The following is a 21,408-nucleotide window of genomic DNA, read 5'->3' as shown; positions in this document are numbered from 1 at the left end:
CATATATACTCCACTATTAAGATCAGATACATCAAGATTAGAAATAGTATTATTCACATCTATTTTCTTAATCATTCTTCCATTTAAATCAAGAATAGACAAAGACTTGATTTCTACAATATCAGAATTAACATTTAAAATATTATCTACAGGTATTGGATATATAGAAAAAGTATTGGAAACTGTTTTAAAATCATCAGTTCCTAATAATGTATCTGTATTAGTAGCTCTAGCCACAAAATTATCGAAAATAATAGTTGAACTTACTGTATTAGTACTTGGTGCTTCTTGTGCAAAATCAATTTCAATTATATTAGTTGGAGCTTCCCAATAAGCATTATTAATAGTAACAGTAGCGTCTGAACCTACTTTCCAGTAAGGTTGACCAGTAGTTGAATCATACCCAAAACCAACTCTATACCATGTGTTAGGATTTAAAATTAAATCCGTATTTGAAGCCCCTAGGTTAATTGTAAAATGATCAGGAGTTCCTCCATTATTTAAATAGGCAATCCCTTTTAAACTTCTTGTGTCCATCGCATAAACAAATCCAGATAAAATATTATAATTTGAATCATATAATTGCATACCTACAGCAGTTGTACTTGTAGTAGTTCCACCTGTGTAGAAATCATATTCAACTTCTACGTTGTTATTTCCTGCTGTTCTTGCTCCCCAAGCAGTAGCAAAACCATCTAACCACATATATCTACTCCCTTTATTACCATCTGGTCCAATTAATTGTAATCCATTTGTTGTTGAATTACCTGATGCTACAATTTGAAAGTTTGAAGCAGCTGCATTGGTAGAAGTTGTTGGAGCTGTACCGTTACTTGAGAACGTTAACCAAGAACCTTGACCACCGGTCATTCCTGTAATATCAGTTCCTATATTGCCAACACTTAAGGAATTAAATGATTCATTTTGTAATATTTGAGCAGATAACAATCCACTAAAACTTAATGTAATTAATAGTAAAGTTTTTTTCATTGTTTTTAATTTGGTTTAAATTATTTGTTGAAAATACAAAAAAAAGTTTCAAAACGACAAGCTGAGTTAAATTTTTAACTTTTATTTAAAAAAAAGCACCAATTTAATTGGTGCTTTTTATATTTTTTGTTATATGTTTTTATTTCTATTTTTTAATTATCTTTTGATTAAATATACCTTCCTTGGTCTTAACCTTTAGAAAATAGATACCCGAATTTAATTCAGAAATATTTAAAGAAAACTGATTTACTGCATTAACGTTAACTTGCTTTACAGTTCTTCCATTAATATCTAAAATAGATATATTATCAAAACTTACAGAATCACTATTTATAGAAACAATATCATTAATTGGATTAGGATAAATCTTAAATTTAGATGCTAAAAAAGTATCTACAGATAAAACTTCTGAAACCGAAAAATTATCCATAAATAAAGCTTGTCGACCAACTGTATTTGCAGGAGATGTGTTTTGAACACCAAAATAATGAGCTCCGGTAAAAGATGGAGTAAATGTATAGGTTTTAAGAGTCCAAGCAGTATCAGTAAATGAAGCTTGTGTACCAATTGGAGTCGTTTGTGAAGCCACTGTTTGTGCATTACCAACAGCTAAATTATAACTAGCAGAACCAGTCGAACCATTATCTACATAATTTCTTACATAAAAACTAACTGTTACGGTTGAACCAGCAGTTAAATTAACTCCACGTGAAATTACCCAATTATTTGCAGCTGCAGTGGTAACTCCAGAAAGAGAATATACAGAAGCAATTCCGTCTTGAACAAATGTTCCTGCACCAAAAATTCCTACTTGCCAATCGCTACCCGCAGGTGTCCCTGTTTCCAATTTCCATCCTAAGAAAGGAAACGATTCTTGTTCAAAACTGGTATTATATGGTGCTACTGTAGGCTCAAATATTGTATTAAAAGAGAATGGACCATTCCATGCACTATAATTACCTCCACCACAATTAGTACGAATATAAAAATCATATACAGAACTTGGAGATAAACCTGTTAAATTATAAGGACTAACTACAGATACTCCTGATAAAATAGTTCCTGTACCTTGAGTAAAACCATAAACTCCGTATTCTATTTCTACATCACTTCCTCCAACACCATTCCATGATAAGGTAGCACTATTTAAAGTTGCGTTTGAAGCATCTAATTCAATAGGTCTTGCACATGAAACTGATTTCCCTAATTTTGTTATCGGTCTAAATGATGAAGCTGTAGTAGTTGTAGGAGGAGCAGTATTTGATTGAGCTCCTTTTAAACCGTTTAATACACCTGTAGAATTACATGCAACAGTAGCATTAGTAGTAGCTATTGCACCAGACACATTAGAATAATCAAAAGCTACATATAACCCACCTCCAGTATAAGTAAAAGGACTTCCTCCAGAAAAGGGGATGCTTAAATCTCCGATTGTATTTGGAATTGTCAAACTACTATTACTTACTGTTGTCATTCCTGTTATAGCAGTTGTCCAAGTCGTGCTTTTGTTATTTGCGGTATCAGAAGTATTTTCTAAATAAAGAATTAAATTTCCTGTGGTGGTTATATCTTGTGCTGCTAAATAAGTAAAAACTATTCCATTGATTACATCTCCGCTAACGATACCCGATCCATTTATCTCTGTTGCAGGTATTAAATAAACACTTCTAGCATATCTTCTCGAACCTTGCGGAGCTCTTGCATTACCTGAAGTTCCTCCATCATAATCAACTACGTCATAATAATCTGATTGAGCATTAATACTTGTAGAAAACAAGACTAATAAAAACAAGATAGAATTTTTAATTAAAAGTAAAGTTTTTTTCATATTTATTATTTTAAATTTTATAGTAAATGTAAATCAAAAAACAATACAATGTACTTGTAAACAACTAGCAAATAAAGATTTATCTAAAATTTAAAAAACTAATTTAATAAACTCATAAATTACGAATAATTTACTAGAAATTAATAAAAACAAATATTTATGCAAAAATAATTATTTGTTTATCAAATAATAATCTGCAATTACTAAAGCTGCCATTGCTTCAACTATAGGAACGGCCCTCGGCACTACACATGGATCATGTCTTCCTTTTCCTTGAAGATTAATAATTTCTCCCGTTTTTGTTAAAACATCTTGTTTTTGAATAAGAGTGGCAACAGGTTTAAAAGCAACTTTAAAATAAATATCCATTCCATTACTTATACCTCCTTGAATTCCTCCAGAATAATTAGTTTTAGTTGATCCATCTTCATTAAATAAATCGTTATGTTGACTACCTTTCATTTTGGAACCTTCAAAACCACTTCCAAATTCAAATCCTTTAACCGCATTAATTGACAACATAGCTTTACCTAATTCTGCATGTAATTTATCAAAAACTGGCTCACCTAACCCAATAGGAACATTTTGAATAACACAAGTAATAGTTCCTCCAACAGTATCTCCTTGTTTCTTTATTTCTTTTATATAGCTTTCCATTTCATGAGCTATTCCTAAATCTGGACACCTTACAGCATTTTTTTCAATATTAGAAAAATCAAGTTCTTTATAAAGTTTATTTACGGAAATTTCACCTACAGATGAAACATAAGCTGTAATCTTAATTGAAGGAATAACTTGTTTTGCAATAGCTCCAGCTACTACTCTACTTGCCGTTTCTCTTGCAGAACTTCTTCCACCTCCTCTATAATCTCGTAAACCGTATTTCTGATCATAAACATAGTCTGCATGGCTCGGTCTATACGTTTCTTTTATATCCGAATAATCATGAGATTTTTGATTTGTGTTGGGAATTATAAAGCCAATAGGAGTACCCGTAGTTATCCCTTCAAAAATCCCTGATAAAAATTGCACTTCATCTTCTTCTTTTCTTTGTGTAACTATACTAGATTGGCCTGGTTTTCTTCTTTGCATTTCATTTTTTATTGCATCAAAATCTAATTGTATTCCTGCTGGACAACCATCAATTACACCGCCCAGTGCCTCTCCATGCGATTCTCCAAAAGTCATTATAGAAAATTGTTTACCAAAAGTATTTCCTGCCATATTTCTTTAGTTTGTATTTGTTCTTACAGTAAAATTATTATTGACAAATTTATGTAATATTTAATCCGTATTAAAATAATGTTCTTTTTTTAGCTTACAATTAATAAAAATGGATTATTTTGACACAATTACTCTAAATAATTAATATAAATTATTTAATTATTAAAAAATTCTATATTTGTCAAAATCAATATTACTTATATGAAAAATTTACTCTATTTATTCTTTACGAGCTTATTTATAATTTCTTGTTCAAGTGATTCTACAACAGAAAATAATGAAACTGCATTATTTGAAATTCCTTTTGAAACAAATAATTATTGGACTTATAATATAGAAGATACTTCTTTAAACACAGGAAGAGATTCTTTATTTGTTGGGAACGACACAGTTATCAATGCTATAACTTATAAAAAAATGAAAGTACGAGATAATCAAGCCACAGGTTTTTTCTCTAATTCACTTCGCAATAATGGTGCAAGAGTACAAGGTAATAAACTATATATTTCTGGTGATTTTTCTGCCAATTTAGGCCAAACCAATCCATTAAATTTTAATTTAGTATTAGATGAATTTATTGCATTTGATGCTGATGCTCCGATAGATGGCAATCCTTCTGTTAGAACAGGTAGTTTTCAACAAACTGTAAGTACATTTCCTTTAACTATAAATTACACACTTAAATCTGTTGGTGGACAGAGTTATTCTAATTACACTTCTCCCAATGGCGATACTTATACAAATGTAAAATCTGGAAAGATTATTTTAAATCTCACTATAACCACAACACAAGTTCTTTCAGGAATTCCAATTACTGTTTACGTATTACCACAACAAGATGTTTTAGTTTCTGAACAATTTGTAGCTAAAAACATAGGAGTTGTTCATACCCATACACAAACAAGTTATGCTTTAAACTCGCAATTACCCGCAAGTATTTTAAATTCCTTAACTTTTCCTACTTCATATAATAGTACTCAAAATGAGTATCTTGACGATTATTTAGTAAATTAAGTAGTAATTTTGTAACTAAATATTATAATTTTATAAATAAAGTTTCGTTATAAATTCTAATTTTGTAACAAACATTTTAAAAAAAAACAAATGAGAAAATTATTTTTAACTGCTTTTATGCTAGTAGGATTGGCTTTTAGTGCTCAAGCACAAGACATATCAGAAAATGCTTTAGGACTTAGATTAGGAGACAATGATGGTTTCGGTGGAGAGATTTCTTATCAAAGAGGTTTATCAGAAAATAACCGTTTAGAATTTGATTTAGGTTGGAGAGATGGAAATGGTTATAGTGCATTTAAATTAGCGGGGTTATACCAATGGGTTTGGAACATTGAAGGAGGTTTCAATTGGTACGCAGGTGTAGGTGGAGGAATAGGTAGCTGGAAATCAAAAGATTTCTATATTAATGGTGAAAAATATAAAGGTGATAGTAACACCGTTGTATTTGCTGCTGGAGATATTGGAATTGAGTACAATTTTGACATTCCTCTTCAATTATCATTAGATTTTAGACCAGAATTTTATTTTTCAGATGGAGTAAATGATGATTTTGGACCAGACATCGCTTTAGGTATCAGATATAGATTTTAATTAATAAATTATGAATTGTAAAAAAGGAACTTAAAAGTTCCTTTTTTTATTTTATAGTATATTTATTTGCTTTTGGAATAATTGCTATACAATAAGGATTTGTTAATGCCATAGTAACATTTTCTCCTTTTTTTGGAAAGATTTTCTTTGAATAAATAATCAATTCCTCATTATTAAATTCAATTCTTTCAATATCAATAGCATAGCCTCCTGTATTTTTTTGACCTAAATATAAAATAATAGCTTTTTTTTGATTGAATTCTAAATTAGAAATGTTATTTATTTGATCAGAAATATTTAGCTCATCTATTTTAGTAAAAAATACCTCTTTATCATCTATAATTTCATAACTAAACTCATCTTTTCCTCCATATTCTGAAGTATAGATAACTTGATAATTTAAATCATCTTTCAATTCTTTAATCTGTAACGTCATATTTGCAGTATCCCTATCCGATTGCTTTTGAGTGCAACAAGATAAAAAAGATAAAAAAGATAAAAATAAAAGGTTTATATATAATAATTTCATCTAGAATATTCTTTAATTACTTCTTCATAAACATTCTCATATAAAGGAAGTATCTTTTTGATATCAAATTCTGAAGCTTCTGTTAATGCATTTCTTTTAAAAGTATTTAATATTTTATCATCTTTTAAAATAGAAATAGCGTTTTCACTCATTTCCTTCACATCGCCAACATTACTTAAAAACCCCGTAACACCATTTCTATTTACCTCTGGTAAACCACCAGAATTACTAGATATTACAGGAACACCACATGACATCGCTTCAAGAGCCGCTAATCCAAAACTTTCTGTCTCAGAAGGTAATAAAAATAAATCTGTTAGACATAAAATCTTATCAATCTCATTACTATTACCAAAAAATATAACTTTATTTTGTATCCCTAAATCCTGACATAGCGTTTCTGCTTTTTCTTTTTCAGGACCATCTCCTACCATCATCAATTTAGAAGGAACTTGTTTTTGAATTTCATAAAAAATCTTTACTACATCGCCAATTCTTTTTACTTTTCTAAAATTGGATATATGAGTAACTACTTTTTCTTCTTTAGTTGCCATTAAGGATCTATAACAGGGATCATTAACATCGAGCTTTTCTTTATTAATTTCAATAAAATTAGGAATCACTTTAATATCTTTTTTTATATCAAATAATCTATACGTATCATCGCGAAGACTTTTTGAAACACTGGTTACCACATCTGATTTATTAATACTGAAACTAACTGCTGGTTTATAAAAGGGATGATTACCTACAAGCGTAATATCTGTACCATGAAGCGTTGTTACCATAGGTAAATATATTCCTTCTTCTTCTAACATTTTTTTTGCCATATAACCAGCATATGCATGAGGAATCGCATAATGTACATGTAGAACATCTATTTTGTGCAATTTAACCATATCTACCAGCTTACTAGATAAAGCTAATTCATAGGGTTGATAATGAAATAAAGGATATTCTGGAACGTGAACTTCGTGATAAAAGATATTTTGATTAAGCAAAGCTAGACGAACTGGCTGACTGTAAGTAATAAAATGTATCTGATGGCCTTTTTTAGCTAATTCAAGACCTAATTCGGTTGCTACAACGCCACTCCCTCCAAAAGTTGGATAACAAACTATAGCTATTTTCATATATGATTACAATTTAATTGATTCATATATTTTAATGATTTAACAAAATTAAAAAATCTAATGTTATTAAAAGATATATAATATTTCATGGATTGAGTTTAGAAATATAAAAGTAATATATTTTTCGTTCCTCAATTTTTAAATATTCGTTAAATTATTTTTTAAAAGCACTTTCGTAAGTTAAAATCCAATCTTGTGCAGACATCTTTTTCACTAATTCACCTATTAATTCGAATGGTATATCTTCTTGTTTTTTAAATCGCATACAACTTTTACCTATATCTAACTTTTTTTTAGAAAATTTAGCATATTCCGAAATAAACCAATTGTACAATTCTAAATTAGCATAAATACCCATATGATAAAAGTTAATACTATTCTTTTGAGAAGCAAAACTCATAAACGGAAGAGGCAATTTAGGATCGCAATGATAACCAGAAGGATATATATCATGAGGGACAACATAACCAATCATTCCATAACTCATCGTCTCTTTAAAATCTTTTGGCAAATTTTTAAGGATAGTTTCACGAAGTTTTATAATTGCTTCTTTTCTTTCATCTGGAACTTCATTTATATACTCATCTGGATTTTTAGCTTGAGAAGTCATATTTAGTTTATTATGGATTCGTAAATTACTTTTTGAATATTTTCTCTAATATTCTCTCTAGATAAGACATTTGTTTTTGCTTCTGGATATGTTCTGTTTGAAAGAAAAACATATACGATTTCACTTTCAGGATCAGACCATGCCATAGTTCCTGTAAAACCTGTATGTCCAAAACTATTCATAGAAACACAACCACATGTTGGCCCTTCTTCTCCTAATTGCGGTTTATCAAATCCAAGACCTCTTCTATTTTTATCTTTACAATAATAACAAGTATTAAAAGCATTAAAAGTCTCTTCAGAGACAAATTGATGATTTCCATAATTCCCTTTTTGTAAATACATCTGCATCATTTTAGCCACATCTAAAGCATTTGAAAATATTCCTGCATGGCCTGCAACTCCACCTTGCATAGCAGCGCCCATATCATGAACATAACCCTGAATAGTTTGAAATCTATAATAATCATCAATTTCTGTAGGTATAATATTCTCTTTAGAAAATCTATTCAATGGATTGTAAGTCATAGAAGTTAGACCCATTTTGGAATAAAAATTAGTATATGCCAATCGATCTAAAGTTTTACCTGTTTCTTTTTCTAGATATTCTTTCATTAATATGAATGAAAAATCGCTATACTTGTAAGTAGCTTTACGTAATAACTCGCTGTCTGCAATTCTTTTTATAATTGTATCATTGTATGTTTTTATTAAAAATAAATTTTCTGCAACCTTTATAGGAAACTCTTCAGAAAACTCTTCCTTATATAATAATTTACTAGGCTTACCTAGAGAATCTAATGTTTCTTTATAAAAAGGTAACCAAGCTTGAAATCGGGCTTGATGAGTTAACATATCCTGAAAAGTAGCATTGGCCTTGTTTGAGTTTTTAAAGATAGGCAACATATCTTTTAATTTTGTCTTCAAATTTATATTCCCTTTATCATATTGTATCATAATATTAGGTAAAGTAGAAAGTATTTTTGTTAAAGAAGCTACATCATATAAATCTGAGTTTTTAACTGGCAAAATAGTGTCGTATGTATGGTAACCAAAAGATTTTTGATAAACGACTTTACCTTTCCTTGCCACAACAATTTGTGCCCCAGGTGTCATTTTTTTTGATACGGCATAATTCGCAATAGAATCTATTTTAGATAGAATTTTTGAATCCAAACCTACACTTTCGGGTGCATCAAAACCTAAAATATTTAATGGCTTAGTTATTATACCATCATTAACATAAAATTCTTTATTTATAGATACTGGTAATTTGCCTTTTGTACCTATAGCTCCAAAAATAGTTTCTGCAGCAACTGTATTAGAAAAATTATTATTTTGATAAGCTAGGATAAGACCTTCAAAATGTGAAAATTTAGCTATTTTTAATAATGAATAAGGTTTAGCAAAAATGGTTACAATAACTTTATTTTCTTTGGCTATTTTATTTAAAATCTCTATTTCATTTTTATCAAAATTATGATTTTTCCATGCTCCATCTTCTTTATGATAGCCAACAATAATTTTAGTAAAATTTTCCATTTCTTCTAAAGCTTTATCCATATCGGTAATGTCTATTTCTTGAATAGCTGTATATTTTCTTAATTCATTTAAGAAATAATCAGCATTTCCATCACCAATTTTGACAAAGCCAATTCTTTGATCCTCCAATTCTTTTATAGGAAAAATCTTGTCTTTATTTTTTAAAGCTGTTATTGCATTTTCATATAAAGAGTAGTTCATTGCATCGTATTTTGACTGATTTAAATCTTCATACAAATTTGATAATGCAATTGGTTTATAATTATTTAATCCTGCTAAATACTTATATTTCAATATTTTCTTAACTGAATAGGCTAAACGTTCTTCAGTAAGTTTTCCTGATTTAAATGCTTCAGTAAATTTTTGTATGGCTACAGGAACATTTTCGGCAAATAATAAAATATCATTGCCAGCAAGAAAGGCTTCTAAATCTATGTCTCCTGGTTTTTTAAAATTACTTGCCCCTTTCATATTAAGAGCATCTGTAAAAATTAGTCCTTCAAAGTGCAACTCATTTTTTAAAATATTGGTAATTACATTATATGAGATTGAAGTGGGATACCCTTTTCTTGACTCTAAACTAGGAACATTTAAATGAGCCACCATAACACTAGCTAAATCATTTTTTATTAATTCTCTATAAGGATATAGTTCAATTGAATCAATACGTTGTTTAGAAAATTTTACGATAGGTAGTGTATGATGTGAATCTGTTTCGGTATCGCCATGACCAGGAAAATGTTTCGCTGTTGCAAAAACTCCTTGACTTTGTAATCCTTTAGTTAGAGCAATGGCTGCATTGGTAACATTAATTTTATCTTCTCCAAAAGAACGATTGCCGATTATTGGATTATTTGGATTCGTATTGATATCAACTACAGGTGCAAAATTAAAATGAATACCCATTCTTTTCGATTGCTCACCCATTTGTGCCCCCATCTTTTCAATTAGCTTAAAATCTTGTATTGCTCCTAAAGTCATATTCCAAGGATATCTGTAAGTAGAATCCAAACGCATACTTAAACCCCATTCCGCATCGATGCCTATGAATAAAGGAATATTAGCTTTCGACTGATATCTATTAGTTAATTGAGCTTGTCTTACAGGACCTCCTTGAAAAAAAATGAGTCCACCTACTTTGTATTTTTCAATTAATTCATCAATTTCTTTATTATGTACTTCATTTTTATTAGAATATGCAGCGACCATAAAAAGCTGTCCTACTTTTTCTTCAAAGCTCAATTTATTATATATACTATCTATCCATTTTTCATGAGTAGGACGATTAGAAACTTGGGAAACACTTATTTGGCAAATAAAAATAAAAAAAAATAGATAACGCATTGGTAATATAGTATTAATAAAAAACATCATTAACAAAGAGATTAATGATGTTTTCAAATATAGTGAAATAATAATAAAATTATCTTAAATCTTTTATAATGCCTTTTAATTATTAATGTAAATCAATATGTTTATCGTGGTAACCTAATAAATAAAGAACACCATCTAAACCTATACTAGAAATAGCACTTTGCGCATTATCTTTTACCATTGGCTTAGCGTGAAAAGCGATTCCCAATCCAGCAAGGTTAAGCATAGGCAAATCATTTGCTCCGTCACCTACTGCGATAGTTTGACTAATATCAATTCCTTCTTTTATGGCCAATTCTTTTAAATATTCGGCTTTTTTGTTACCATCAACAATTTCGCCTATATAATTTCCAGTAAGAACACCGTCCTTTATTTCTAACTCATTAGCAAATACATAGTCGATACCTAATTCTTTTTGAAGATAGTTCCCAAAGTAAGTAAATCCACCTGAAAGTATTGCCGTTTTAAAACCATATTTTTTTAATGTATCAATAAGTCTTCTAGCTCCTTTTGTGATGGGTAAATTAATAGCTACTTCTTCAAGCACACTTTCGCTAAGTCCTTTTAAGAGTTTCATACGTTGTACAAAACTTTCTTTGAAGTCTATTTCTCCTTGCATTGCTGATTCCGTAATTTTTCTTACTTGTTCACCTACTCCAGCCAATTCTGCTAATTCATCAATTACTTCGGTTTGAATTAAAGTGGAATCCATATCAAAACAAACCAATCGTCTGTTTCTTCTATAAATTGTATCTTCTTGAAAAGCAATATCGAGATCTAATTCTCTAGAAATTTTCATGAATTTTTCAGTAAATTCAGCTTTATTATCAATAGCTCCTCTAATTGACAATTGAATAGAAGCTTTTGGATACGAATCTTGTTTAACTAATGATACTCTACCCGTTAATCTTTTAATAGCATCTATATTTAAACCTTTTTCATAAATCACTTTGGTAACTTCAGAAATTTGTTTAGCAGATAATTTTTCTCCTAATAAGGTTACAATGTAGCGGTCTTTACCTTGATGTGCAACCCAATTCTCATAATCATCTAGTTGAATAGGTTTAAATTTTGCTTTTATACCTAATTCATACGATTTGAATAATAAGTCTTTTAAGACCGCTGCCGATTTTTTACCAGATTCTATTTGAAAAAGAATTCCTAAAGATAGGGTATCATGAATATTGGCTTGACCAATATCTAAAATTTTAGCATCGTATTCAGATAAAACAGCTGTCAAAGAAGAGGTTAAACCTGGTTTATCTTGTCCCGAAATATTGAGTAAAAAAATTTCGCTAGCCATTAATAATTACTTTTTTAAAAAAAACGATTATGCCAACTTTCACTTGCAGGAACAATCCAATAGTCTTGCCATTCATCAATTGTATTTACTAAATTATTAAAAACAATTGTATTAGCTGAAACCGCTTTTTCTTTAGCCATTTTCTTAAATTCGATTAATGTTTTATGAGCAATATGTTCACCTAATTTAAAAGTCACGTTCATTTTATCCAATAAATCGATTTGATATTTTTGCTCTAGACTTTGGATAAATTGTACAGATGCATCTATTGAACAACCTGTAGCTGCTTGAACATCTTGATTAACAGCTATAATTATAAAACGATTATATTCTATTTTAAATGATGCTTCTAAGCCCTGTCCATGAGCTGACCAATCTGCTATAAAATCCTTTGTAGCTTCTTCTATTTCAGTAACCTCGTTATCACTAAATTTTCTGTTTGATTGATAAATCCAAATTCTGGAATGACCTGGTAATGTTTCGAAAGGTACGTACATTATAATTTTTGTATATCGCTAATTATTTTAAAACTTTCGTATTTATTAGTCTTAGCATTATATAATTCAGCTAGAAAATAATAAACTTTTATTTTATCATTTGCTTTTAAAAGTTTATCTACAATTAAATAAGAGTTATCAAAATTATTAATCAATACAAATTGATGTGATTTACCAGAGGTTTCTTTTAAATTTAAAAATAAAAAACCTTCTATATTTGTATTAACAAAACTTCCTTCTATCTCTTCATCTTGATAAGTAACATCTTCTGTATCATCAGAACCAGTATGATCTATTAATTGCATTAACAAATTAGGACATACTACCGCTACTTTTTCACCAACATCACCTCCTATTTGTTCTATTTTAGAAATATAGTCTTTACCATAATGTTTTTCAACATCTGCTTGATGTTTATTTACAGCTTCTAAAATACAAAGTCCTAATGCTAATTCATAATTATCTTTAGTAAGTTCTTTATCTTCAGAACATTTACATGTTAATTCAGCTAATTTTGTTTTCAATTCATCTTTAGTTAATTTTTGAGAAAACAAAGGAGTGATTGAAAAAATAATAAGTAAAATAAATAGTTTTCTTTTCATATTATAAATCTTTAGCATTAGCAATTAACTCAGCGACATCCATCACTTTTACGGTATTTTCTTTTTCTTTAAATTTAATACCATCGGTCAACATAGTGTTACAAAAAGGACAACCAGCTGCAATAATCTCTGGAGCAACATCTAAAGCGTCTTCTGTACGTTCTATATTAATATCTTTATTCCCTTTTTCAGGCTCTTTAAACATTTGTGCTCCACCTGCTCCACAGCACAATCCATTAGCCCTTGAGCGTTTCATTTCTACAAGTTCTGCATCCAACTTTTGAATTAAATCTCTGGGTGCTTCATATACCTGATTTGCTCTACCTAAATAACAAGGATCGTGAAATGTAATTTTCTTTCCTTTAAATTGGCCTCCTTCAATAGTTAGTTTCCCTTCTTCTAGTAGAGATTTTAAAAACTGAGTGTGATGTACTACTTCATAATTACCACCTAATTCTGGGTATTCATTTTTTAAAGTATTAAAGCAATGAGGGCAAGCTGTAACAATTTTTTTTATTTCATAAGCATTCATAACTTCAATATTAGTCATGGCTTGCATTTGAAACAAAAATTCGTTTCCTGCTCTTTTTGCAGGATCACCTGTACAACTTTCTTCGGTACCTAAAACAGCAAAAGAAACATTTGCGTTATTTAAAATTTTTACAAATGCTTTGGTTATTTTCTTTGCTCTATCGTCAAAACTTCCTGCACAACCTACCCAAAACAGAACTTCTGGCTGTTTTCCTTCAGCCATCATTTCAGCCATTGTTGGCACAATAATATTATTATCTGACATATTAAAATATGATTTTGATTAAGATTTTATTACCTAATTTGATTTTTAATTATCATTTATAATATTAATCATCAAAATTTTGAATGGTAAATTTTTTATTAGTTTTCGTTTTTCCAATTCAATCGATCCATCTGGTTATATTGCCATGGAGCACCGTTGTTTTCTATATTTGTCATCATATTATTTAGCTCCATAGGTGCAGCACTTTGCTCCATTACTAAATAACGTCTCATATCCATAATAATTGATAAAGGACTTATATTAACTGGACATTCTTCTACACAAGCATTACAAGATGTACAAGCCCAAAGTTCTTCAGTGGTAATATAATCGTTTAACAACGTTTTACCGTCTTCTACAAAAGTTCCTTTATTGGCATCAATATTTTTACCCACTTCTTCTAATCGGTCACGAGTATCCATCATAATCTTTCTTGGAGATAATTTTTTACCTGTTTGATTTGCTGGACAAGAAGAGGTACATCTTCCACATTCAGTACATGTATAAGCATTTAATAATTGAACCCAATTTAAATCTTGAACATCAGAAGCACCAAATTTTGCAGGAACCGCATCTGGGTTCGCTGGTGCTGCAAATGGATCAGCTGACGGATCCATCATTAGTTTAACTTCATTAGTTACACTTTCTAAATTATTAAACTGTCCTTGAGGATTTAAATTTGCAAAATAGGTATTAGGAAAAGCTAATAAAATATGTAGATGCTTAGAAAAATATAGGTAATTTAAAAACACCAAAATTCCGCATATATGCAACCACCAAGCCGCTCTTTCAATCATAAATACGGCACTATTATTCATTCCATCGAAAATTGGAGCAATAAATTGGGAAATTGGAAAACTTCCAGCTTGATGATAATGGGAAAATCCACCTGGAACAAATTGCAAATGATAATCAGCTGCATTCATTAACAGGAATAATGTCATTAAAACCATTTCAAAATAAAGAATATAATTAGCGTCTTTTTTAGGATATCCTTGCATTTCCGGTTTCCAAAAACGTTGCAGTTTGGTAATATTTCTTCTAATCCAAAATATAATTACTGCAACCAAAACTAGAAAAGCTAAAATTTCAAAAGAAGCAATTAAAAAGTTGTAGAAAACACCTAAAAAGTTAAATACTCTATGTGTTCCAAACAAACCATCAATAATGATTTCTAAAACTTCTAAGTTTATAATTATAAAACCAACATATACAATTATGTGCAAAAAACCTGCTACTGGTCGTTTCACCATTTTTGATTGTCCTAAAGCAATCATCATCATGTTTTTCCATCTTGCTGATGGATTATCATTTCTATTTACATCTTGACCCAATTTTATATTGCGAATTAATTTTCTTACGTTTTTAGTAAAATAACCAATTCCAATAACTAATATGATAGCGAATAATATATTAGGTAAAATACTCATAAGGGTTAATCTTTTAATTTATTCTAAATTTATTTGGTTTCAGGTGCTACATATGGTTTTTCTTTTTTTCCAAAAAGAGAAACATTCACATATCTTGTAGGATGTAATCTTAAATCTTGAAGTAACAATTCTAATTCTTTAGAAGCTTTAGTGAAATTATTATACATGGCTTCGTCATTCATTAATTTACCCATTGAACCTTTACCACTTTCAATCCCTTTCATTATCTTATCTACACTGGCAAGGGTTTTTTCAAGATTTTTAACAGTTTGTCCTAGATTCGCTTTTGCTAATGAATCTGACATTACAGCAAAATTAGCAGTAGTTTTATCTAAATTATCAAATGTACTATTAAGTTTATATTTATTTTCAGCCAATAATGAATTAACATTTTTAGAAATTCCACTGAATTCTTTCATTGTTTTATTCAATTCAGAAATACTACTTTGTAAATTTAATTTTGTCTGTTGATCTAAAATAGTATTAAAATTAGTAAATAAAGCATTCGCATTATCTAATAATCGTTCTATTTTATCTTTTAAAGGTACCATTTGTTCAGCTAAAGCATCGGTAAGCCCTAATTTAGATCTTGATTGAAGAAACCCACCAGATTCTATTAAATCTGAATCTTCATCATTAGGAAAGATAATAATTTCTTTTCCTCCTAAAGGTGATGAGCCAGATAATTCGGCAACACTGGATTTTGAAATAGGGTAATCGGAAGTAATGGCAATTTCAACTTGTACCTTCTTATTTTCTAAAAAATGGTACGAATTTACTCTTCCTACATTTACCCCTTTTAATTTTACTACAGAGGCAGGTTCTAATCCTTCTACTGAATCATAAACAACGTATATTTTTTTACTCGAATCAAATAGGTTTCTACCTTTTAAAAAATTATATCCCCAAATAAACAATAAAATGGAGGAAATTACTAAAATAGCGGTTTTAATTTCTCTGGTTAGTTTCAAAACAAATTATTTTTAACAAAAATAGAACTTTATTTTATTTAATAGCATCTGACAAGTTAATTTTTACTCCGTCTTTATAAGCTACAATAAAAGCTGATTGAAAACCTTTATTTTTAGCTTCATTTAATTTCATTGAAGCTTTTTCATAAGTATCCTCAGAACCAAAAAGATACTTATATATTTTTCCAGATTTTTCTATTTGCACCCCATTTAACCCTTTAAAATTTGAAGATGTAGTGGCTATTTTATTACTACTAGCAGATAATTGTACTTTGAATAATAATCCGTTTTTAACATTTTCGTTCACTGGAACTGTAGTTTCTTTCACAATATTTACCTTCTCTTCTACTTTAGTAGGTTCATTAACCGTATTTTTGACAGGAATAAGATCAGAATTTGCAGATTTAAAATATTGTTTTTTATAAGATAGGATAGCATCACCAATAGCTTTAGCTACTTCATTTTGTCCTGCTTCCGTATTTAAATATTCACCTTCTATTTTATTAGATAAAAAACCTATTTCAATAAGAACGCCAGGCATATAAGAAGCGTCTAATACCCATAATGGAGCTTGTTTTACACCTCTACTCTTTTTCTTAAGATCATTAGTAAAATTTTCTTCTACAAAAGCTGCTAATTCAATGCTTTGATTTAAATATTCTTCCTGAAGTATCTTAAGTCCTATTAAAGACTCTGGTTTATTAGGATCGAAACCTTTATAATTTTCTTTATAATCTTCTTCTAATAAAATTACTGAGTTTTCATTTTTTGCCACTTCTAGATTAGTAGCACTTCTACTTAATCCCATAACAAAAGTTTCTGTTCCAAATGCAGAGTAATTTTTAGCAGCATTACAATGAATAGACACAAATAAACTAGCATCTTCTTTGTTTGCATTTATTGCCCTATCTTTTAACTCAACAAAAACATCCGTTTTTCTGGAATAGAAAAAATCAAAATCGCTATCCTTACTCAAATATTCGCCTACTTTAAGAGTAACTGATAAAGCTATTTTTTTTTCTACAAATCCATGGTGTACATTTCCATAGTCTTTACCTCCATGACCTGCATCTAAAACAACTTTAAATTTAGCCTTATTTTGACTAAATGAATTAAAAAAAACAAAAATTAAACTTATAATTAGCAAAGCTTTAAAGTTATTTTTTAAGTAAGTAGTATAGCAGTTTTTTATTAGCATAGTTATAATTTTATTAAAAGCTTATTTTTACAAAAAAATATATGTAAGTTTGACACTTCAAAAAGTAAGCCAAATTTTTACAAAAATACTATTATTAGCGTTGTATACAAAGTTATTTCATATCGTTTTTTTAGCATTTTTTCTAATTATTGGAAATAATGTTATGTATTCACAAGAAATAAAACCCAAAAAATCTTTTACGAAAGATAAAGAGGTCAAATCGAATGATACCATAAAAAAGACTTCCGTTGTTATAGATTCAGTAAAAACTAGTAAAGATAGTATTACTGAAAGTATTGAAATTAATATTCAAAAACAAGATTCTTTAAAGAAAAAACCTTTGCTTGAAGATATTGTAAAAAGAAAAGCAAAAGACTATGAAAAAGCAGATCAAAAAACAAAAGAGCTTACTCTTTACAACGAAGCAGAATTATATTATACTGATATTGAGTTAAAAGCAGGTATAATAGTCCTGAATTATGAAAAAAATGAAGTATATGCGGGTCGTATTAAAGATAGTTTAGGTAATTATACACAATACCCTGTTTTTACTCAAGGAAGTAATGTAATTGAACCTGATTCTATTCGTTTTAATTTTAAAACAAAAAAAGCATTAGTTTGGAACTCTAGAACAAAACAAGGAGAATTAAATATAAAGGCTGAAATTTCGAAAAGAGAAAATGACTCTGTAATCTTCTTAAAAAATGCTAGAATTACTACTTCTAAAAATATAGAAGATCCAGAATATTATTTTTTGGTTAGAAAAGTAAAATTTGTACCTGGAAAAAAGGTTGTTGCTGGATTAACCAATTTAGTAATTGTAGACGTTCCAACGCCTGTTGGTTTACCATTTGCCTATTTTCCCATGACAAATGAAAGTACTTCGGGCTTTATAATTCCTACACCTGGTCAATCCAACCAACAAGGTTATTATTTACAAAATGGAGGATATTATTTTGCTTTAAGTGATTATTATGATTTAGCTGTTTTGGGTGATTATTATACCAATGGCAGTTATGGGCTTCGATTTGAAAGCAGTTATGCCAAAAGATATAAGTTTAACGGTAGAGTAAACTTTAGATTTGAAAATAATATTCAAGGTGAAAAAGGACTTCCTGATTACATCAAATCAAAACAGTACAACATTCAATGGTCACATAGCCAAGATTCCAAAGCAGCCGCAAATTCTAGATTTTCTGCTTCAGTAAATCTAGGAAGTAGTCAATATTTTAGACAGTCTGTAAATTTAGCTAACATTGGATCTGGATTAAACAATAACTTAAGTTCTTCGGTTTCCTATTCTAAAACATTTCAAACGGTTCCACAGGTTAATTTATCTTTGTCTGCCACTCACAATCAAAATACTAATACTGAAATAATCAACATGACACTTCCAACGCTACAGGCAAGTGTTGATCGTATTTTTCCTTTTGCACCGAAAGATGGAATAAAAAAAGGATTCATTAAAAATATCAATTTACAATATAATTTAAGAGGAGAAAATAGAATTGCAACAGCTGATTCTTTATTTTTTAAACCTCAAATGTTTAGAGATGCCAAAACTGGTTTTCAACATTCTGTTCCTATAAGCACTAATTTTAAAATATTTAATTACTTTAGTGTTACTACTGGAGCTAGTTATAACGAAGTATGGGCATTAAACACGATTGACAAATATTTTGATCCTATTGAAAATAAAGTAGTTACTAAAGACGTAAGAGGCTTTGACGCTTTCAGAACCTATAATTTTAATGCTAGCATTGGAACGACTATATATGGTACTTTTAAGTTTGGTGATGATAAGAAAATTCAAGCTTTGAGACATGTCATGCGACCTAGTGTTTCTTATGGTTACACTCCAAGTTTTGATCAATATTATGACACTTATGCTATTGATGCGACAGGCAATACCTATCAAGATTTCACACGTTTTGAAGGTGGCTTATTTGGTACGCCAGGTAAGAGTTATTCTAATAATATGAGCTTTGCTCTAAGTAATACATTTGAAGCAAAAGTAAGGGATAATGAAAGTGAAAAAGGCGAACCTAAAAAAATAATGTTATTGAATAATTTAAATTTTTCTACAAGTTATAATTTGGCAGCTGATTCTTTAGCATGGTCTCCTGTTAGAGTTAGTGGAGGAACGCAATTATTTAAACAAAAAATGAATGTTAATTTTGGTACTACTTTAGATCCATATGCTATAGATAATTCGGGAAGAAGAATAGAGAAGTATAATATTGATAACGGTGGTAGTCTTTTTAGAATGACAAGCGCTAACATGACTATTAACTATGGTTTTTCAAGTGCTGATGGAGATAAAAAAGATAATGGATCAAAACAAACTGAACAAAATGGTGGTCGTCAAGATGATTTATTTGGAACTGGAACCAATTTAAATGATAATAGAGAAAGTCTTTTTAATGACGATGATAAGGAAGATAATAGTAATGAAGCATGGTACAATACGAAGTTGCCATGGGATTTAAGGCTAGCCTATTCAGTAACTTATAATAATAGTAACCGTCAAAATGAAATTGCTTCACATTCTTTAATGGTTTCAGGAAATATTGAATTAGCACCGAGATGGAAAGTAGGTATGTCCTCAGGATACGACTTTAAACAAAAAGGGGTAACATTTACTCAATTACGTTTTGAGAGGGATTTAGAAAGCTGGAGAATGAATTTCAATTGGGTTCCTTTTGGGACAAATACTTATTGGGGATTCTTTATTGGTATTAGCTCATCTGTATTGAGTGATATTAAATGGGAGAAAAATCAATTACCAGATCGCGTCTTTAGATAATGTAATTAAAAAATAAAAAACATGAAAAAAATAATTTTTACAGACAAAGCTCCAGCACCCATTGGACCATATAATCAGGCAGTTTTAGTAGGCAATACATTATATACTTCAGGTCAGATTGCAATTAACCCTACAAATGGTGAATTAGTTCTTACCGATATAGAAACCGAGACAAAACAAGTAATGGAAAACATGAAAGCTGTACTTGAAGCAGCAGAAATGACATTTGAAAATGTAATCAAAACGAGTATTTTTATTAGTGATATGAATGACTTTGGGAGAATAAATTCTGTTTATGGAAGTTATTTTGATGAAAAAAACGCTCCTGCAAGAGAAACAGTTCAGGTGGCTTGTTTACCAAAAAATGTCAATGTAGAAATTTCAATGATAGCAATTAAATAATATAAGAATTAACTTTTTTTCTCACTGAATCTCATTCTTAAAAAGTTTGAGATTTTTTATTCCCTTTAAATGAAAGTTATAACTACAATTCTATTCTATGTTACCTATACTTGTCTAAGTATTTTTTTTCTTTGTTTCTCATTTATTTAAAAATTGGCGGAAGACCAAATTCTAATTTAGCTGGATCGTTTCACGACTTTATAATTTTAACAGTTGGAACTATTTTAGGTATAATTGCTGCAACGTTATTTTTCCTAGTAAATTATTATTTTGTTATTAAAAAGAATGCATCTGGTGTAAATAAAATTGGATTACAAATTGTATTACTCTTACTCTCTTGCTTAATTGTACATGAAATTCATCACATTCTAGAATTTGATTTAGATATTATATAAAAATAAAAAATCCCAAGTTTTACTTGGGATTTTTTATATATCACTAAAATTATCTCTTTATGATAAAGCTGCTTTTACTTGATCTGCAGCTTCTTGGAATTGAACAGCTGATAAAATTGGCATTCCTGAATTATCAATCAATTCTTTTGCAATTTCTGCATTTGTTCCTTGTAA

Annotated in this window: 20 protein-coding genes (1 of these 20 running past the window's edge); 5 read left to right on the top strand and 15 right to left on the bottom strand. The window is 29.4% G+C overall.

Annotated features, from left to right (window positions below):
• The 3 genes from HALO113_RS11895 to aroC form a co-directional block, all read right to left on the bottom strand.
• A partial coding sequence (locus HALO113_RS11895; protein ID WP_159779221.1) for a T9SS type A sorting domain-containing protein occupies positions 1-990 on the bottom strand: 990 nt, incomplete at its 3' end.
• 145 nt (positions 991-1,135) lie between these two features.
• Entirely contained in the window at positions 1,136-2,818 is a 1,683-nt protein-coding gene (locus tag HALO113_RS11890) for a T9SS-dependent choice-of-anchor J family protein (RefSeq protein WP_159779220.1), read from the bottom strand.
• A gap of 171 nt (positions 2,819-2,989) precedes the next feature.
• Positions 2,990-4,042: a chorismate synthase gene (gene aroC, locus HALO113_RS11885; protein ID WP_159779219.1), complete on the bottom strand. Its 1,053-nt coding sequence runs from the start codon at positions 4,040-4,042 to the stop codon at positions 2,990-2,992.
• A gap of 201 nt (positions 4,043-4,243) precedes the next feature.
• Between aroC and HALO113_RS11880 the strand changes: the two genes are divergently transcribed.
• Together HALO113_RS11880 and HALO113_RS11875 are read left to right on the top strand one after the other, a co-directional pair.
• A complete protein-coding gene (locus HALO113_RS11880) occupies positions 4,244-5,056 on the top strand; it encodes a hypothetical protein (protein ID WP_159779218.1) in 813 nt (270 codons plus the stop codon).
• Between the two features lie 90 nt (positions 5,057-5,146).
• On the top strand, positions 5,147-5,647 hold the full coding sequence (locus HALO113_RS11875; protein WP_159779217.1) for a hypothetical protein: 501 nt from the start codon (positions 5,147-5,149) through the stop codon (positions 5,645-5,647).
• 46 nt (positions 5,648-5,693) lie between these two features.
• Here the strand turns inward: HALO113_RS11875 and HALO113_RS11870 are convergent, their stop codons facing one another.
• The 11 genes from HALO113_RS11870 to HALO113_RS11820 form a co-directional block, all read right to left on the bottom strand.
• Positions 5,694-6,176, bottom strand: coding sequence for a protease complex subunit PrcB family protein (locus HALO113_RS11870; protein WP_159779216.1), 483 nt, complete (start codon positions 6,174-6,176; stop codon positions 5,694-5,696).
• Positions 6,173-7,309, bottom strand: a complete 1,137-nt coding sequence (gene bshA, locus HALO113_RS11865; protein WP_159779215.1) for an N-acetyl-alpha-D-glucosaminyl L-malate synthase BshA — start codon at positions 7,307-7,309, stop codon at positions 6,173-6,175. Before bshA ends, HALO113_RS11870 begins: the two co-directional genes overlap by 4 nt.
• A gap of 154 nt (positions 7,310-7,463) precedes the next feature.
• Positions 7,464-7,919: a DUF1801 domain-containing protein gene (locus HALO113_RS11860; RefSeq protein ID WP_159779214.1), complete on the bottom strand. Its 456-nt coding sequence runs from the start codon at positions 7,917-7,919 to the stop codon at positions 7,464-7,466.
• A 2-nt stretch (positions 7,920-7,921) separates the two neighbouring features.
• Positions 7,922-10,834, bottom strand: a complete 2,913-nt coding sequence (locus HALO113_RS11855) for a glycoside hydrolase family 3 N-terminal domain-containing protein (protein ID WP_201297608.1) — start codon at positions 10,832-10,834, stop codon at positions 7,922-7,924.
• A gap of 82 nt (positions 10,835-10,916) precedes the next feature.
• Positions 10,917-12,137: a phosphoserine phosphatase SerB gene (gene serB / locus HALO113_RS11850; RefSeq protein WP_159779213.1), complete on the bottom strand. Its 1,221-nt coding sequence runs from the start codon at positions 12,135-12,137 to the stop codon at positions 10,917-10,919.
• Between the two features lie 14 nt (positions 12,138-12,151).
• Entirely contained in the window at positions 12,152-12,634 is a 483-nt protein-coding gene (locus HALO113_RS11845) for an ABC transporter ATPase (RefSeq protein WP_159779212.1), read from the bottom strand.
• Positions 12,634-13,236 carry a hypothetical protein gene (locus HALO113_RS11840; protein WP_159779211.1) on the bottom strand — a complete coding sequence of 201 codons (603 nt, stop codon included), beginning with the start codon at positions 13,234-13,236 and terminating at the stop codon, positions 12,634-12,636. Before HALO113_RS11840 ends, HALO113_RS11845 begins: the two co-directional genes overlap by 1 nt.
• Position 13,237: 1 nt before the next feature.
• On the bottom strand, positions 13,238-14,032 hold the full coding sequence (locus HALO113_RS11835) for a (Fe-S)-binding protein (protein ID WP_159779210.1): 795 nt from the start codon (positions 14,030-14,032) through the stop codon (positions 13,238-13,240).
• A gap of 98 nt (positions 14,033-14,130) precedes the next feature.
• The gene (locus HALO113_RS11830; RefSeq protein ID WP_159779209.1) at positions 14,131-15,462 is read right to left on the bottom strand and encodes a (Fe-S)-binding protein; all 1,332 of its coding nucleotides are present in this window, start codon (positions 15,460-15,462) and stop codon (positions 14,131-14,133) included.
• A 29-nt stretch (positions 15,463-15,491) separates the two neighbouring features.
• A complete protein-coding gene (locus HALO113_RS11825; protein WP_159779208.1) occupies positions 15,492-16,433 on the bottom strand; it encodes an MlaD family protein in 942 nt (313 codons plus the stop codon).
• Positions 16,434-16,467: 34 nt separating this feature from the next.
• Positions 16,468-17,631, bottom strand: a complete 1,164-nt coding sequence (locus HALO113_RS11820; protein ID WP_159779207.1) for an N-acetylmuramoyl-L-alanine amidase — start codon at positions 17,629-17,631, stop codon at positions 16,468-16,470.
• 49 nt (positions 17,632-17,680) lie between these two features.
• Between HALO113_RS11820 and HALO113_RS11815 the strand changes: the two genes are divergently transcribed.
• The 3 genes from HALO113_RS11815 (at position 17,681) to HALO113_RS11805 (ending at position 21,234) form a co-directional block, all read left to right on the top strand.
• Positions 17,681-20,437, top strand: coding sequence for a putative LPS assembly protein LptD (locus HALO113_RS11815; RefSeq protein WP_159779206.1), 2,757 nt, complete (start codon positions 17,681-17,683; stop codon positions 20,435-20,437).
• 21 nt (positions 20,438-20,458) lie between these two features.
• The gene (locus HALO113_RS11810) at positions 20,459-20,839 is read left to right on the top strand and encodes a RidA family protein (RefSeq protein ID WP_159779205.1); all 381 of its coding nucleotides are present in this window, start codon (positions 20,459-20,461) and stop codon (positions 20,837-20,839) included.
• Between the two features lie 131 nt (positions 20,840-20,970).
• Positions 20,971-21,234, top strand: a complete 264-nt coding sequence (locus HALO113_RS11805; RefSeq protein WP_159779204.1) for a hypothetical protein — start codon at positions 20,971-20,973, stop codon at positions 21,232-21,234.
• A gap of 57 nt (positions 21,235-21,291) precedes the next feature.
• Here HALO113_RS11805 and sucC read toward each other — a convergent pair whose 3' ends face one another.
• Positions 21,292-21,408: the 3' portion of an ADP-forming succinate--CoA ligase subunit beta gene (gene sucC, locus HALO113_RS11800; RefSeq protein ID WP_159779203.1), read on the bottom strand. 1,077 nt of this gene lie beyond the right edge of the window; the window shows 117 of its 1,194 coding nt (coding positions 1,078-1,194); its start codon lies beyond the right edge, outside the window; it ends in the stop codon at positions 21,292-21,294.

This window comes from Flavobacterium sp. 9AF, assembly GCF_902506265.1.
Classification (GTDB): Bacteria; Bacteroidota; Bacteroidia; order Flavobacteriales; family Flavobacteriaceae; genus Flavobacterium.
This window is presented reverse-complemented; position numbering and strand designations above follow the sequence as displayed.